At 50.4% G+C, this 15947-nt stretch carries 13 protein-coding genes; all 13 read right to left on the reverse strand.

The annotated features are described in order from the left end of the window. Window positions 1-66: 66 nt before the first annotated feature. Window positions 67-2190 carry a penicillin-binding protein 2 gene (locus DWY89_RS02245; protein WP_118523758.1) on the reverse strand — a complete coding sequence of 708 codons (2124 nt, stop codon included), beginning with the start codon at window positions 2188-2190 and terminating at the stop codon, window positions 67-69. Between the two features lie 25 nt (window positions 2191-2215). Beyond that, window positions 2216-2695, reverse strand: coding sequence for a hypothetical protein (locus tag DWY89_RS02250; protein ID WP_022360212.1), 480 nt, complete (start codon window positions 2693-2695; stop codon window positions 2216-2218). A gap of 91 nt (window positions 2696-2786) precedes the next feature. After that, window positions 2787-3725: a 16S rRNA (cytosine(1402)-N(4))-methyltransferase RsmH gene (gene rsmH, locus DWY89_RS02255; RefSeq protein ID WP_022360211.1), complete on the reverse strand. Its 939-nt coding sequence runs from the start codon at window positions 3723-3725 to the stop codon at window positions 2787-2789. After that, on the reverse strand, window positions 3722-4147 hold the full coding sequence (mraZ, locus tag DWY89_RS02260) for a division/cell wall cluster transcriptional repressor MraZ (RefSeq protein WP_022360210.1): 426 nt from the start codon (window positions 4145-4147) through the stop codon (window positions 3722-3724). Before mraZ ends, rsmH begins: the two co-directional genes overlap by 4 nt. 230 nt (window positions 4148-4377) lie before the next feature. Further along, window positions 4378-4554 carry an aspartyl-phosphate phosphatase Spo0E family protein gene (locus tag DWY89_RS02265; protein WP_233430133.1) on the reverse strand — a complete coding sequence of 59 codons (177 nt, stop codon included), beginning with the start codon at window positions 4552-4554 and terminating at the stop codon, window positions 4378-4380. A 351-nt stretch (window positions 4555-4905) separates the two neighbouring features. Then, a complete protein-coding gene (locus DWY89_RS02270) occupies window positions 4906-6057 on the reverse strand; it encodes a sodium ion-translocating decarboxylase subunit beta (RefSeq protein WP_022360208.1) in 1152 nt (383 codons plus the stop codon). Window positions 6058-6120: 63 nt separating this feature from the next. After that, complete coding sequence (locus tag DWY89_RS02275) at window positions 6121-6477, reverse strand: biotin/lipoyl-containing protein (RefSeq protein ID WP_106999722.1); 357 nt, start codon at window positions 6475-6477, stop codon at window positions 6121-6123. Window positions 6478-6505: 28 nt separating this feature from the next. After that, window positions 6506-7306, reverse strand: coding sequence for an OadG family transporter subunit (locus DWY89_RS02280; protein WP_106999721.1), 801 nt, complete (start codon window positions 7304-7306; stop codon window positions 6506-6508). A 964-nt stretch (window positions 7307-8270) separates the two neighbouring features. Next, complete coding sequence (locus DWY89_RS02290; protein WP_243022669.1) at window positions 8271-9869, reverse strand: GH25 family lysozyme; 1599 nt, start codon at window positions 9867-9869, stop codon at window positions 8271-8273. 415 nt (window positions 9870-10284) lie between these two features. Then, the gene (locus DWY89_RS02295; RefSeq protein WP_107000382.1) at window positions 10285-10995 is read right to left on the reverse strand and encodes a Bax inhibitor-1/YccA family protein; all 711 of its coding nucleotides are present in this window, start codon (window positions 10993-10995) and stop codon (window positions 10285-10287) included. A 199-nt stretch (window positions 10996-11194) separates the two neighbouring features. After that, a complete protein-coding gene (locus DWY89_RS02300) occupies window positions 11195-12625 on the reverse strand; it encodes an MATE family efflux transporter (protein WP_118524347.1) in 1431 nt (476 codons plus the stop codon). A gap of 123 nt (window positions 12626-12748) precedes the next feature. After that, entirely contained in the window at window positions 12749-14026 is a 1278-nt protein-coding gene (locus DWY89_RS02305; protein WP_270224416.1) for a peptidoglycan-binding protein, read from the reverse strand. A 121-nt stretch (window positions 14027-14147) separates the two neighbouring features. Continuing rightward, window positions 14148-15944: an aminopeptidase P family N-terminal domain-containing protein gene (locus DWY89_RS02310; protein WP_118523760.1), complete on the reverse strand. Its 1797-nt coding sequence runs from the start codon at window positions 15942-15944 to the stop codon at window positions 14148-14150. Window positions 15945-15947 lie beyond the last annotated feature (3 nt).

The following is a 15947-nucleotide window of genomic DNA, read 5'->3' on the forward strand; positions in this document are numbered from 1 at the left end:
TCCTACCTGTGAACAGTTACGTATTTTCCACACAAGATAGATAGCTCTTGCCGACAGGCACAATTCTTAATCTCCCGCTGCCTGCGCTTCCTGGGAAGCTGCCGTTTCTCCGGCATTATCCGCTGTTCCGGTGTCTCTGCCCGTTCCAGCCGTTTCACCGTTTCCAACCGCCGCCGATTCATCCTGCACATTTCCCATCGTATCCGGATAGCTGTACTCGTCTCCGGAATCGATAAATTCCTCATCGTAGTTCGCCCAGCCGCCCTCCGGAGCCGGAGTCGTCTCTGCCGGTGTTTCAGCTGCATTCGGATCCTCGGTTGCTGTGCCGCTTATAATGCCCTCTTCCTGGCTGGAAAGATTGGTCTCGAGATCCTGTGCCGCGCCGCCTGCCGGGAATACATTCTTATATGGAAGGACTTCCGCCATGATCTTGCTGAAAATCTCGCTGGCAAAAGTCGAATGTGCCTGCTGCTCGCCCGGCAGATGCGGAGTATCTACTACCACATAGCAGAGCACCTGCGGATTGTATGCCGGTGCATATCCGATAAAGGAAACCAGATAATTCTTCTCCGCACGCGGCTGCTTCTGCGCCGTACCTGTCTTACCAGCCACTTCGTAACCGGCAACTGCCGCCGCGCCCGCGGTACCGCCATCACCTGATACTGTCTGGTAAAGCGCATTATTAATGAAGTTCGAGGTCGATTCCGAAACCGTCTCTCGCACCAGATTTGGGGAAACGGATTTGACAACGGATCCTTCGTCGTTCAGAATCTCTTTTACCACATGTGGCTCATAATAGGAACCGCCGTTGATTAAGGACGCATATCCGGCTGCCATCTGCACCATCGTACAGTTATAGTTCTGTCCAAATGCGTTGGTCGCCAGAGAAGCCGGATCCATATTGGATGCCTGATAAATCAGACCTGACGCCTCGCCCGGAAGGTCGATGCCCGTCTTCTCGCCAAATCCGAAAATCTTCTGATACTGGACAAACTTCTCTTTTCCCTCCAGTGATACAATACGCATCATAACGACGTTGCAGGATTTCATCAATCCCTGTGTGATCGTCAGCGGTCCGTGACCGGCTCGGGCAACACACCGGATATCCCAGTCTCCGAAATGCAGTTTTCCGCCGCACTCAAAGACCTCGTTTCCGGAAATCGCGCCTTCATCGATCGCCCCGGCTACCGTAAATGCTTTCTGTGGAGAACCCGGCTCATAGGAGTCGCTCACGCAGAAGTTTCTCCACATTTTATACCACGCCTCGGACTTCGCCTTTTCATCCATCGCCTGGATTTCCTCATCCGTATAGTAGGTGCTTAAATTGTACGGATCATTCAGATTGTAACGGGTCGTCGTATCCATCGCCAGGATCTCACCGCTGTTCGGATCCATGACGATCGCCGCCGCCAGATTACTTCCAATGCCCGCCTGCCACTCATCCAGATATTTCTGGACAATCTTCTGGATGTTGACGTCGATCGTCAACTCCAGCGTCTTTCCGTTCTGCGCCGGTTTTACCGTTCGCTCGACGTTCGAATCGCCGTTTAAATAACCATACTCACGACCGCTCACACCGTTCAGGATATCATTATAATACTGTTCAACACCGCCGGATGCATTGCCATCCTTGAGGGCAAAACCAACCACATTGCATGCCAGCTCATTGTACGGATACGTTCTCTTATATTCTTCCTCGAACCATACGCCCGTGATACGCTGGTTGCCGCCTTCCTCCGTCGGCAGCGCCCGGTATTCCTTGTTCTTGTCCTTCTCATAAGTCTCAAACTTCTCTTTGTCTTCCGCTGGAAGCTGTTTCGCATAGATCACATACTGGCTGTCTTTTTTCTCCTCGATCATCGCCTGCAGCTCGTTCCGCTTGTAACCGAAGCACTCCACCAGCGCGTCCAGCGTGGCATCGAGATACTGGTAGTTCTCCTCCGTATCCAGAATCTGCTTCGGATCGACGACCAAATTGTAAACCTTCTCGCTAATCGCCAGATACGTCCCGTTCCGGTCGATAATATTGCCGCGCTTGTAGGGAATCGTGCGGCTCTCATAGTCCTGATGGCTCAGGACTATCTGATTGTACGACTCGCCCTTACTTTTTACCAGATTATAAAGCACCAGCACCAATGCAAACAAAGCCAGCATAATTACCAGGACGGTAATTGCCAGCTTTTCCTGCATATATTTCCGAAAGGTCTGTCTGCCGTTAGTGTTTTGGGATGTCCTCATACTGTCTTACATACTCGCTTTCCGTCTTGTCATATAAAAGAATCTGATCCTTATTTGCATATACCATGCCGAGCTCTTCGGTCGCCACTTTATATACATGATCCAGATCCACATACGTGTCAATCCGGGTCTGAAGTGCATCATTCTCGGACTTCAGGTTCTCCAGTTTCAGCTCCAGATCCTCAATGTGGTTGATACGGGTCGTGATCGACGCCTGCTTATGCAGATAATTCATACATAAAACCAGCGTGATCAGCGCAGCGATGGTCAGCGCCAGCACATACGGTCCGTTCATGTAAAGCGCCTTTTCCTGGTTGCGGCGCACGGCGTGTTTATGCCGGTACTCCTCTCTCTCATCTCTTTCTGGTCTTATCTCCACGGTTCTCTGAACTTTTCGCACGGTATTACCGTCCACATACGTGGAGGCCGATACATGTTGTCTCCTTCTGACAGACATAACGTTCCCTCCCTGCTCTTTCGCTTTTTCTCTCTTTTATCTCCCCCGCACCTGAAACGATCTCTGTTCTGAGGTGCAGTTATGCTTTTGTTTATGATTTTTCAAATACCCGGAGCTTTGCGCTCTTGGAACGCGGGTTTTCTTCCATCTCCTGATCGGTCGGAAGAATCGGTTTTCTTGTAATCACCCGGCCGCGGCTTTTGCGTCCACAGACACAGACTGGAAAATCCGGCGGGCAGATGCATGGATTTTCATTCGTCCGGAAACGGTTCTTTACGATTCTATCTTCCAGGGAATGGAACGTAATGATCGAAAGCCGTCCGCCCGGTGCCAGGCGTTCAATCATCGTATCGATCGAATCTTCCAGCACATCCAGTTCCCGGTTTAACTCGATCCGGATCGCCTGAAACGTACGCTTTGCCGGATGACCGCCGGTCGCCCGGACCTTTGCCGGAATCGATGCCCGGATGATCTCCGTCAGCTCGCCTGTCGTCTCAATCTCTTTTTTCTGTCGTGCCTGTACGATGTGTTTTGCAATATTCTTCGCAAACCGATCCTCACCGTAGTCCCGGATGATCCGGTACAGTTCCATCTCACTGTAGGTATTGACGATGTCCTTCGCGGTCTGCTCATTTCTCTGATCCATCCGCATATCCAGCGGCGCATCGTCCTCGCGATAGGTAAATCCCCGTTCCGCTGTGTCAAGCTGGAAAGAAGAAACACCCAGATCCAGATAAATTCCATCCACCTGCGGAATCTCCAGCTCATCTAACACCTGTGCAATCCGCTCATAATTGCTCCGCACAACGGTTATCTTATCTCCAAAGGGAGCCAGACGTTCTGACGCAGCCGCAATCGCGTCCGCATCCTGATCAATCCCGATCAAGCGTCCGCCGTCTCCCAGCCGTGCCGCCACCTCGCTCGCGTGACCGCCGCCTCCCAGTGTCCCATCCACATAGATACCCTGGGGCTTTACACAGAGACTGTCAACCGTCTCATTTAATAATACTGATTTGTGATTAAATATCATATGCCAAGGCCTTCCATATTTTCTGCAATCTCTTCCATGTCATCATAGACATTCTTCTCCGCCCAGGTCGCCTTGTTCCAGATCTCGATCCGGCTTCCGACGCCGACCAGGACAACCTCCTTCTCGAGTCCTGCAAAATCCCGCAGAACCGAAGGAAGCAGGATTCGTCCCTGACGATCCACCTCACACGCCGAGGCACCTGCCAGAAAGAAACGGGAGAATTTTCTGGCATTCTGATTGGTAAGTGGGAGTGCCTGTAACTTCTCTTCGAACTTTTTCCACTCGGTGTTATCGTACACAAAAAGACAGCCATCCAACCCCTTTGTCACCACAAATTCGTCTCCAAGCTGTTCCCTGAACTTCGACGGAACGATCAAACGTCCCTTCGCATCGATTGTATGATTGTATTCTCCCATGAACATATCAATCACCCGTCATCCGATGTGTACCACTTTTGTGTCCCGAAAATCCATTTCGTTCCACTTTTCACCACTTTCTACCACTTGTTATGTTTATTTTAGTACATGCCCATCAAAATGGCAAGGTCTAAATCGAAAAAAAATCAGAAAACTCAGGCACCGGTTCTTTTTCCGAACACATGTACCTGAGTTTTCTGTACTTATCTATATTTGTTTCTATTTCCACTCTTATTTTATAGCGCCGTCTCCAGCCCTCTTTCAGTCTCTGTCTCCAGCCCGATATACTGATTTAAGAGTTTGTCAAGCTCCACACTGTAGTGATAAATTGTGTCATATGCTGCCTTTGTGTCAATATTTTGATTCAGCTGCTGTCTTGCCCGTTCAATCTTTTGAACTAATTCTTCTCTCATATCCGCCATCCTATGCATTCTCCTTTTCTATTCTCTAGTGCCATTCCTCCTTACTTCACTGTCATTTTACGTCTTCCACCAGCAAAAAGCAAACTATTTCGACCGATTAAATTCGACAAAAAACGACGTTTGTTACTGTTCACACACGTGTGCCCAGCAACCGGATTTTGCCGATGCTACGCATTCCAAATCGGCAAAATCTGCTGCCGGAACTGTATCGTACGGAATTTTCAGTTCAGAAAATTCCTACCTGTGAACAGTTACCGACGTTTGCATATAACAATAGGGCAGGATCCCGAAGAATCCCACCCTACTATATAAATACATTATTCAGAATAAATCTGCTCGATCCTATTTCACGCCAAAAATAGCCATGAATGTACCTGCTGCTACGGCAGTACCGATAACACCAGCTACGTTCGGTCCCATTGCGTGCATCAGAAGGAAGTTGCTCGGATCTGCCTCAGAACCAACCTTCTGGGATACACGTGCCGCCATCGGAACTGCAGATACACCTGCGGAACCGATCAGCGGGTTTACCTTACCATGAGTTACCTTGCACATAATCTTACCGAAGATAACACCTGCTGCAGTACCCAGAGCGAATGCAATCAGACCCAGAACTACGATCTTGATGGTATCCAGGTTTAAGAAAGCCTCTGCACTGGTAGTAGCACCTACGGAAGTACCCAGGAAGATAACGACGATGTACATCAGGGCGTTGGAAGCAGTCTCTGTCAGCTGCTTAACAACACCAGACTCACGGAACAGGTTACCAAGCATAAGCATACCAACCAGCGGAGCAGTTGTCGGCAGAATCATGCAGACAACGATTGTAACAACAACCGGGAACAGAATCTTCTCCAGTTTGGATACCGGACGAAGCTGCTCCATACGGATCTCTCTCTCCTCTTTGGTGGTAAGGAGTTTCATGATCGGCGGCTGGATAATCGGAACCAGAGCCATGTAGGAGTAAGCTGCTACGGCAATCGGTCCCATCAGACCTGTCTGACCAAGTTTACCTGCCAGGAAGATAGAGGTCGGGCCGTCTGCACCACCGATGATGGAGATAGCAGCCGCAGCCTTATCGTTGAATCCCATGAAGATAGCCATGAAGTAAGCGCCGTAGATACCGAACTGAGCAGCTGCACCGAGCAGGAAGCTCTTCGGGTTAGCGATCAGCGGACCGAAGTCTGTCATCGCACCGACACCCATGAAGATGAGGGATGGTAAGATACTCCACTCATCCAGTAAATAAAAGTAATGTAAAAGTCCACCAACTCCGTTCGATGAGTCTTCAATCGATCTCATAATATCCGGATAGATATTTACAAGCAGCATACCAAAGGAAATAGGAAGAAGCAGTAACGGCTCGAATCCTTTTCCGATTGCCAGATACAGGAAAATCAGCGCTACGAAAATCATAACGATGTTTCCAAATGTCAGGTTTAAGAATGCTGTCTGCTGAAGAAGATTGGACAATGTAGTTGTTATATATTCCATATTAATTCCTCCAAACGGAATAACATATCCCGTATTTTTTCAGCCAGTTTTATAAAAATTAGATTAGTTTAATGTAGCAAGAACTGCGCCCGGTTCTACCATATCGCCTACTGCAACATTAACACTGGCAACGGTACCGTCCTGAGGAGCTACGATCTCGTTCTCCATCTTCATAGCTTCCAGAAGCAGGATAACCTGACCACGTTTTACAGCTGTGCCAGCTGCTGCCTTAATACCAAGGATCTTACCTGGCATCGGGGATGTGATGGTTACGCCGCCTGCTGCCGGTGCTGCTGCTGGAGCCGGAGCTGCTGCCGGTGCTGGAGCTGCTGCTGGAGCCGGAGCTGCTGCGCCTGCAAATCCTTCTTCTACGGTTACCTGATATGCTGTACCATTTACGGTGATAGTATAATTCTTCATTTTAAATTCCTCCAGATTTTATCGATGATTATTTACGTGTAATGGAGCGGATATTTACGCTGTCTGCCGGTACGCCGGTTGCTGCTGCGATCGCTGCAGTGATAACTGCTACCAGTTCTCCATCGTTTGCCGCATTGCCTGCTGCTGGTGCTGCGGTACGTGCCGGCGCTGCTGCCGGTGCTGCAGTCTGTACAGGTGCCGGTGCTGCTGCCGGTGCCTCTGCTCCTGCTTTTTTAGCCTTTACATTTGCCTCAATCTCGTTAACCTTCTTGAAGCTGCTGATAATTAAACTGATGAAGATCAGTACCAGGAATACGGTACCCATACCCATCAGGGTATTTAATGCTGCCTTCTCCATCTTCTCACCGAAGCTGTAGTTTACAACAAAGGATAACTCGGTCGGTACCAGAGAAGTACCGCCGTAGCTGCTTACGCTCTCCTCAGCGGTCAGGGAGAAAGTCAAGTCTCTCTTCTCAAAGGAAGCCTGAACAACTGCTGTGTAGCTGTCATCATCGGCGCGCTCTACGGTCACGCTCTGAATCTCACCCATCTTGCCTAAATCGTCCTTAGAACTGGTCCAAGAAGAAATTGCAGACTCAATGACTGTGTTTTTCTGCTTCTCAGCCTGTTTCAGCTGTGCTGCCAGATCTTCGTCACTGTAGCTGGCGAACTGCTCCAGATAGCTCTTAGCGCCATCGCTCATGGTCTGCTCGATCTCCGGAGAAATCGGCTCTACCGCTTCTTCAGAAGCGCTACCACAGGCGGACAGAGCGAAAAAGCAGACTGCCATGCAAAGTACAAGCAGCATTCTTTTCATATTCTGTTTCATAAATGTGTCACCTCGTAATTAGATCGTTCCATGCTTTGACGGACGTCCCTCTTTCTTCGTGAATCATATCCTGACAGCATCCATGTTTCTTTCATGGCGCCATCCGTGATACTTCCCACCTATCTGTGTTTGCAGGTGTTTTTGCAAAATTTCCAGAGCTTGTCATCCACTCCGGGAATTCTCCATCTGACACGCTGCGGCAGCAGAGGATTGTACAATCTCCTCTGCATACATAAATGGCATGCACTTCCGTCTATGCGAATCCGACTTTAATAGCCATGCATACATAAACATCTGTACCACTGACTTGTTATTCGATTCTCACATAAGCGCTGTCCGGTGCCTGACTGATGACAAACACTGCCCTCATCCCTGTTTCCGGAAATGATTCCGGCAGCCAGCCGCACTGACATCCCTTTTTTAGCACTACAACTCCGCCGACGGTTCTGATTATATAATCATTATACAATATGTAAAAACACGCTGCTTCCATGCAGTACTAAATCCGGAATCTGCATTCTCCGACCTTTCCCTGCCTGCGTCTTAGCGCAGCTGCCTGCCTGCGAACCACTGCTTTCACAGTTTCCTGCTGACAAACGCCCCCGCTTTCGCACTACTTCTGTGCCCGCCATCCCGATTCCGCGCTTCTGCCGATATAACGCATACCGAGGCTCTTCCTAATTTGCAGCCAGAAGAGCCTCGCATCTTTCGTCAAATCCGCACCGGAACAGCCGCAGCTTATCTTGCACATACAGTTGATATAGCAGTTTGAAACGTCATGTTATGCCAGATTACTTATGCTGGTTTCCTCCATCCCATAAGCAAGTCCATTTTTTTGCCTGTTTAACATTGTATAATGAGGTCGGCAAAAAAGCAAGTTATTTCCGTTCGAATTTGTTTACTTTTTCATTTTTTTAACTGAATCAGCTCCAATATCTGGGTACTGGTTCAAATCATATTTATATTATACCCCTGCCGGACCGGACGGCTGCACCGGTGACTGGCTTCCGGTTATCGGAGTCTGTCCGTCCGTCGAACCGCCATTTCCCGCCGCATTCTCCTCCGGCAGAACTACCGTGCAGCTTCCGTCTGCCGCTGCCTGCCAGGTATTTCCATCCATCTCGAACGTAATACCTGCGTACATCGCGCCGCTGGCATCCAGGTAATATTTCTTACCGCCAAGATCCAGCCAGCCGGTCTGCATCACGCCGGACTCGTTCATGTAATACCACTTTCCGCCGACTGCCTGCCAGCCCGTCGTCATGGCGCCGGAGCCGTCAAAGTAATACCAGCTTCCGCCCAGGTTCTGCCAGCCCGCCTGCATCGCGCCGGATGCGTTCAGATAATATTTCTTGCCGCCCGTCTCCAGCCAGCCGGTCTGCATCAGACCATTGTCCGCCATGAAATACCAGCTCCCATCAACCGCACGCCAGCCCGTCGCCTGCTCGCCTGATGCATCAAAATAACGCCAGCCGCCGTCCAGTGTCTTCCAGCCGGTAATCATATGACCGTCCGCCTCCAGATAATACTTTTTACCCGAAAGCTCCAGCCAGCCCGTGGATGGATTGCCCGACGCATTCATATAGTACCAGTTCTGTCCATCGTTGATCCATGCCGATTTCTGCATCACATGGTTCTGATAATAGTAACGGTTCCCCGCAATTGTCCGCCAGGTATTGCCCGGAATGATCTGCGTGTAATCTTTATACAGGTAATCAATATCCACATTGCCATTTACACCTTTGACCGAACCGGTGTTGGACGCCTGCCACATCGAAGTCCTCGAATATGTATATTTCTGCTGATATTTTGCCACCCACATATCATACGAAATCTTCGACATATCGATCTTATTGGCAATCCAGTATTCATTTGCATAGACCATCGGATAATAGCCTGCATCCTGAATACGCTTACAGAACGCGTTGATCACATCGCTGACCTGGGACGGTGTCAGGGTTCCCAGCGTATTGACATCCTCGGCGTCAAAGACAACCGGGAAGGAGAGCGGATAATCCTTGATGAGATTCAGGACAAAATCCGCCTCCTGCTGCGCCATCTCGACCGAAGTCGCATACGAATAAATGTACGCGCCCAGCCGCAGTCCTGCCTGGCTCGCATTTGCCGCATTCATGGCAAAAAACGGATCCACATTACCGCGGAACCGGGTGGCCAGCATCGCAAACTGTACATTATCCGACGCCACCTGGCTCCAGTTTACATTCTGCTGCCAGTAAGACACATCCACACCGCGCGCAATCGCACCGATCCCCTCATTCTCCGTCACCCGGTACACGCCAAGCCCTGATGTGACCGCGCTCACACTTCCATTGGAAACTGAATTTGAACCGCCAAAGCTGCCTGTACTTCCTGAATTGGAACCGCCCGAGCCTCCGCCCGGTCCCACATTCGAGGATGACGATGTAAGAGAAGAATCTCCCGCCGGTCCTGCCAGCGCCGTCATCGGCTGAAAACACAGCGCTGCTGCCAGCATGCCAGCCGCCGCCTGTGAAAGCACACGCGCGCGCCCCATCCTTTTTTTGTTCACTCTATTCCGATTCATGCCAAAAAACCTCCTTGATTATCCTTTTATCCCTGTTGTCTGTTCACCATTTATATACATTTCCCCGCCTAATCCGGCGGGGGCATATGCGAAACAAATATGGTTCATCCACACACTGTGTAACCAACAGCAGAACATTTCCTATTATAACCTAGTTTAACAGATACTCCCCATCCACTTCAATAGAGAAACTTTAAATAAAATCTGTCAAATTTATTACAGAATGCTTCCCTTTCTGCTAAAAGAATGAAGCCGTCCATGCCAAAAACAGGATTTTCAAGCAGAAAAACACAATAATGCCGGAACAAAGCTTTCCCCCGTTCCGGCATTTCATTTTTGCATATTCAGTTTTCCGCAAAATTCCACTTTTCTTTATTCCTGCAAAGGAACTTCTGTTCTCCTGAAAGATTTTTTCCTATTTCCGATTCCGGTTCATCAGGCGGATAATGTACAGAAACAGGTTGATAAAATCGAGATACAGCTGCAGCGCTGAGAATACCGATGCTTTCTGAAGCAGCTCCGGATCCGCGGAGAAAATCTGGTAATTATCCCGGATCTTGGTTGTATCATAAGCGGTAAAGCCTAAGAATACCACGATACCGGCATAGCAGAGCACTGTCTCAAAGCTGCCTAGATTTAAAAACATTGAAAGCAGACCAAAGAGAATCAGAAACAGCAGTCCGCCAACGAGCAGTGGACGGATTCCGCTCAAGTCCAGCTTGAAGATCAGGCTGACGCCCGCCATCATTCCGAAGAACAGCGCGGTCGCCGCAAATACAAACACCATCTCCACAACACCGAAGATCAGGAAATACATCGAGAAAACAACGCCGTTTAAAGCTGCATAGAATAGAAACAGCCCTCTCGCCGCTCCCACCGATAACTTGTGAATCCGGGCACTCAGCCAGATCACCGTCAAAAGCTCCAGTCCCGTCAATGCGAGGGTCGCATACGGAACCTGAAATACATACAAAATCGCTCCCGTCACGTATCCGGCTAATGCGATGCCAAATGTCACAAGAAGCCCTGCAAACATCCATAAATATGTCTTCGCCACATACTGTCCCAGTGTCTCATGGCGTTCCCCCGCCATCTGCCAGGACTCATTCATTGGTTCATAGCCCATAATTCTGCCTCTCTTTCTGACCAGCGGCAAGTGCCTCTGCCCTCTGTTTCGAATCTCCGTTTTATCTGCCGCTTGCGCGGCATCCATCCAGGAAGAAACACTGTCACCTATCTTTTGTAACGTAAGAATATCACACTTTCTGAAAAAAATCCAGTACCACCCCGTTTTGTCAATCATTTTCGAAACCATTTATAACTGTTTACAGGTTATGAAGCTCCCGCCTCTTTTTCTTCCACGGAAGCGGCACATTCCATTTTTTCAGCGCACTGAAAAAATAATAATAAATATTAAAGAGAACCGTTGTGATCGTCCAGGTCAGCGGATAGCTGAATACCACTGTCAGGATATCCGGGCGGATCGGAACAGCGATCAGGATCCAGACAACCCGCAGGACGCACACGCCCAGCGCCGTCATAATCATCGGAATCCAGCAGTCTCCCACACCGCGCAGTGCGCCGGAATAAATCTCAATACAGAGGTATGTCACAAATGCCGGCACCAGGAAGTGAAGAATCTTCATGCCGATCGCGATTACCTCCGCATCCGTTGTGAACAACAGATAAATATAGCCGCCCGTCAGATACAGGATCGTGCTCAGCCCCACCGTGATAATACAGGAAATTCCCAGGCAGACGTACACGCTGCGTTTCACACGGTCCAGCCGCCCCGCGCCGTAATTTTGTCCGACAAAGGTCGTGATGGAGATCCCAAGCGCATTAATGATCATCCAGTAAGTGCTGTCGATCTTTCCATATGCAGCCCACGCCGCCACCGTGTCTGTTCCCAGTGCATTGACGCTGCTCTGGATCACGAGGTTGGAAAAGGAATACATAACCGACTGGAGTCCAGCCGGAAACCCAATCCGTATGATCCGCACCAGAATCACCGGTGTGATCCGCGTTTTCCGGATCTCAAACCGGTACGAGCCATCCGCACGCATCAGCGTTCCCAATACCAGACACGCGCTGACCACCTGGGAAAGGATCGTCGCCACCGCCGCACCACGCACGCCCATCCGAAGTCCTACAACAAACAACAGATCGAGCGCAATGTTCGTAAAACAGCTGACCACAAGGAAATAGAACGGTCTTTTGGAATCACCGATCGCCCGCAGGATTCCGGCACCCATATTATATAAGAGGTTCGCCGTGATTCCGACAAAATAAATGTGCAGATACCCGCTTGCATTGTCCATGATATCCTCCGGCGTCCCCATCAGGCGAAGCGCCGTGTCAGAAAAAAGGAGTCCGCCAACCGTCATGAGGATACCGCACAGCAGCGAAAAGGCAATCGCCGTGTGGACTGCCTCGCTGACCCGCTGACCGCGTCCTGCCCCGTAAAACTGGGCGATGATAACTGTCGCACCCGAAGAAAGTCCTACAAAAAAGCCAACCAGCAGGTTCGTAAGCATCGATGTGCTTCCGCCGACCGCCGCCAGCGCTTCCTTTCCGACAAAACGGCCTACTACCACCGCATCTGCCGTATTATAGAGCTGCTGAAAAAAAGTTCCAAATAAAATAGGGAAGAAAAATAGCAGAAGCTGTTTCCAGATCACTCCCTCTGTGATCGCATTTGCCCGGCCAGTCCCCCCGGTTTGTCTGACTCCCTCTTCCCGTCTGGTATCTTTCATCCAATCCACCCCCTCTTATGTTCTTTGTCTCTGTTTCCTGTATGCATCCTGCTCACAGATATTTCACCTATATGAATTCATATGTCTTTTCGTTATTCTTCTCCCGCAAATCCCATTTCCAACTCAATTCAGCTCTGCAATCCGCGAGATCCCCACATAGATATGAGAAATCTTGTACCAGGTAGCAAAATCGACCACGCCCGTCTGCGGAAGTCCAAACACCGACTGGAACGCCCGTACGGACGCCTCCGTTCCGGATCCGTAGATCCCGTCCGGCGTAACCCGCGGGATCGCTGTATACACAGTCGCCACCGCGTCAAGCTGCTGCTGCAGCTGCCGCACCTTATCGCCGCTGGACCCCACCTTAAGCGGTTCCCCCGGATAGGAGATCGGGATTCCTGATATCTGTTCCGCAGTGTTGATGTAAATACTATTTCCATAGAAGCGCCGCAATATCTCGATCGCGCTGTATCCCTGTTCTCCCAGACTGCACGAACCCCACTGGGTCATCCAGCCCGGGCAGGACACCCGCCGCCCGTCGCAGTACTGTGTCAGAATCGGCTGCCTCACACCGGGGCGGGACAGATAGTTGTCAAAAATGTCATCCACCACCTCTGAGATCGGCTCAAAAATATCGCGCCCGTAAATCCATTTGTGATCGAATGCCGTTGAGGATGTAATCGTAAAATCGTAGCCCTGGTTCCGATACCACTCCGTATACACCCGGTTCAACGTAAACGACATGATCGCCAGCACATTGGCGACGATCGTGCTGCGCGGCCAGGTCGCGTAGATCTCGCTCGACGCCACGTTTTTGATATAATCCCGGTATGACACATAGTAATCTTTTGCGGAGGCATTGGTCGGTACGCCGTCATGCACGACGATCGTCTGCGGTACCACCACGCGGCTCAGCACGATCTCGCCGCTCTCCTGCACCGGTTTTACCTCATCTTCGGCAATCTTGGGCGGATAGGAACCATATAAGGTATGGTCCGGAATCTGGATATTCTCCTCCGCTCCGGTCTGAGCCGGAAGCGGAATCATCCGGATCGGCTGGACTGCCAGCACGCCCGCCAGCACCTCCGTTCCTTTTACCTTCACCGGCTCATAGCCCTCTGCCCTCACTTCCACCGTATAATCCGCATACGGCTTTTCCCGGTTCTGTTCTTCCAGTGAAAGCAACGCAGGAGGCGCCGCTACCGCAATCTCCTCCGTCTGCCCGGATAAATTGGTTCTAAGCACTTCCTGCGTCTGTCCTGAATTGCCATAGCTGACCGAAACCTCTGCTCCCTCAATCGGGAAATTGTTTTCACGGTTTACCACATCGATCCTCAGATAGCCGTCCTGCATTCCAGTTGTCTCACAGATTCGAACACGGTCGAACAAATGATAGTGCATACACGCAGCCTCACATTTATTTTACATGGTCATTTACAGTTTATATCCGGCATCTTTTATCTATGCCGGTTTTTAACCGCTTTTTAATGTTTTACTGCCGTATCTTCCTTGTTCTCCTCCTCTAAATCGCTCGCGTCGCCTCTGTCAGCCATGCTTTCTCTTCCTCCGTCATATACGGAGACAGCTTCTTAAACACGCCCTTGTGGTACGCGTTCAAAAGCTCGCGGTCACGCCCTTCCATCAGCGATACATCGATCGTGTCCAGATCAATCGGAACCCAGGTCAGATTTTCAAATTTCATGAACTGACCAAATTCATTCTTCACATCTTTCACACAGAGCATCAGATTCTCCGTCCGGATGCCAAATTTTCCTTCCAGATAAAGACCCGGCTCATCAGAGGTAACCATGCCTTCCTCCAGAACCGCATTTTCAGCGGGCGATGTGAGCAGCCTCCATCGGATGGAATTCGGGCGCTCATGCACACAGCCCAGATAGCCGACACCATGCCCTGTTCCATGGTTGAAATCCAGGCCGTTTCTCCACAGGAGTTCGCGCGCAATATAGTCCAGGTTGATACCGCGGCAGCCATACATAAACTTCGCATCCAGCAGACGCAGCATCGAGCACGCCACCAGCGTACAGCAGCGTTTTTCTTCCTGCGTGATCGGTCCGACCGCGATGGTACGCGTCACATCCGTCGTTCCCTCATAATACTGTCCGCCGGAATCGACCAGATACAGCCCCTTCTTCGGCACACTGCTCTTCTCTGTCTCAGACGCCGTATAGTGGCACATCGCCGCGTTCGGTCCCCACGCAGAGATCGTCGTAAAGCTCATATCCAGGCAGTTTTTTTGTTCCAGGCGCAGCTTATCCAGATATTCCCCGGCGGTCCACTCATCCAGTCCTTTTTCACCTGCATGTTCCTTCATCCAGCGCAGGAAACGGGTCAATACCAGACCATCCTGCACATGCACGCGGCGCATATTTTCCTGTTCCACTGGATTTTTGACTGCTTTTGCCGCTGCCGTCGGGTTCATCGCCTCGATCACTTTCACACTCGCATCCAGGCACCGGAACAGACGGTAATTGATCTTCGACTTTTCCAATAATACACGCTCATAGCGGAATGCGGATGCAATCTGGTATACCGCCTCATATGGCATGATCCGAACGCCCAGTCCATGCAGATAGGCACGTACTTCCTCGTTCAGCGTCTTCTCATGAATAAAGAGGAATAATTCCTGTTTTGTCACAATCAAGTAGGACAATACAACCGGCGTATGTACAATGTCATCACCCCGGATATTTAAAAGCCACGCGATATCATCAAGACTCGTCAGCAGATGCACCGTCGCCTGACGCTTTTTCATCTCCCCGCGCAGATCTGCAATCTTTTCCTCCGCCGGTTTTCCCGCATACTTCTCTTCCAGAATCCAGACCGGGTTCATCGGAAGCGCCGGGCGGTCGTCCCAGATGCTTCCAACCAGATCCTCACCCTCCGAAATGCGTACCTTTTTCCCGGACAGTGCTTTCGCAATGCGCTCGCCCTCTGCCGTATCGACCACCCTGCCGTCAAAACCCAGAACACCCTGTTCCGGCATATGTTTTTTCAAAAATTCCAGCGTCGTCGGCACGCCCTCCTGACCGGAGCGGTAAAGTTCCACCCCGCTGCCGGAAAGCTCTGCTGCCGCCTGCACAAAATATCTGCCATCCGTCCAGAGACCTGCTTCCTCCATCGTAATGACCGCCGTTCCCGCCGAACCGGTAAAGCCTGTCATATATTTCCGGCATTTGAAATACCCGCTCACATATTCCGAGCCGTGGAAATCCGATGTTGGAATCAGATATGCGTCCATTCCACGCTCCGCCATCTTCTCGCGAAGCTGTTCAATTTTCGCCCGAACCTCACGTCCCATTTT

It is taken from the genome of Clostridium sp. AF27-5AA (assembly GCF_003478415.1).
GTDB classification, from domain to species: Bacteria; Bacillota; Clostridia; order Lachnospirales; family Lachnospiraceae; genus Otoolea; species Otoolea fessa.

Bases quoted from the DNA above. Each gene is read 5' to 3' on its own strand.
- DWY89_RS02245 (WP_118523758.1), bottom strand. From the start codon at position 2,190: ATGCAGGAAAAGCTGGCAATTACCGTCCTGGTAATTATGCTGGCTTTG.
- DWY89_RS02275 (WP_106999722.1), bottom strand. From the start codon at position 6,477: ATGAAGAATTATACTATCACCGTAAATGGTACAGCATATCAGGTAACC.
- DWY89_RS02305 (WP_270224416.1), bottom strand. From the start codon at position 14,026: ATGCACTATCATTTGTTCGACCGTGTTCGAATCTGTGAGACAACTGGA.
- DWY89_RS02290 (WP_243022669.1), bottom strand. From the start codon at position 9,869: ATGAATCGGAATAGAGTGAACAAAAAAAGGATGGGGCGCGCGCGTGTG.
- DWY89_RS02295 (WP_107000382.1), bottom strand. From the start codon at position 10,995: ATGGGCTATGAACCAATGAATGAGTCCTGGCAGATGGCGGGGGAACGC.
- rsmH (WP_022360211.1), bottom strand. From the start codon at position 3,725: ATGATATTTAATCACAAATCAGTATTATTAAATGAGACGGTTGACAGT.
- DWY89_RS02300 (WP_118524347.1), bottom strand. From the start codon at position 12,625: ATGAAAGATACCAGACGGGAAGAGGGAGTCAGACAAACCGGGGGGACT.
- mraZ (WP_022360210.1), bottom strand. From the start codon at position 4,147: ATGTTCATGGGAGAATACAATCATACAATCGATGCGAAGGGACGTTTG.
- DWY89_RS02270 (WP_022360208.1), bottom strand. From the start codon at position 6,057: ATGGAATATATAACAACTACATTGTCCAATCTTCTTCAGCAGACAGCA.
- DWY89_RS02265 (WP_233430133.1), bottom strand. From the start codon at position 4,554: ATGAGAGAAGAATTAGTTCAAAAGATTGAACGGGCAAGACAGCAGCTG.
- DWY89_RS02250 (WP_022360212.1), bottom strand. From the start codon at position 2,695: ATGTCTGTCAGAAGGAGACAACATGTATCGGCCTCCACGTATGTGGAC.
- DWY89_RS02310 (WP_118523760.1), bottom strand. From the start codon at position 15,944: ATGGGACGTGAGGTTCGGGCGAAAATTGAACAGCTTCGCGAGAAGATG.
- DWY89_RS02280 (WP_106999721.1), bottom strand. From the start codon at position 7,306: ATGAAACAGAATATGAAAAGAATGCTGCTTGTACTTTGCATGGCAGTC.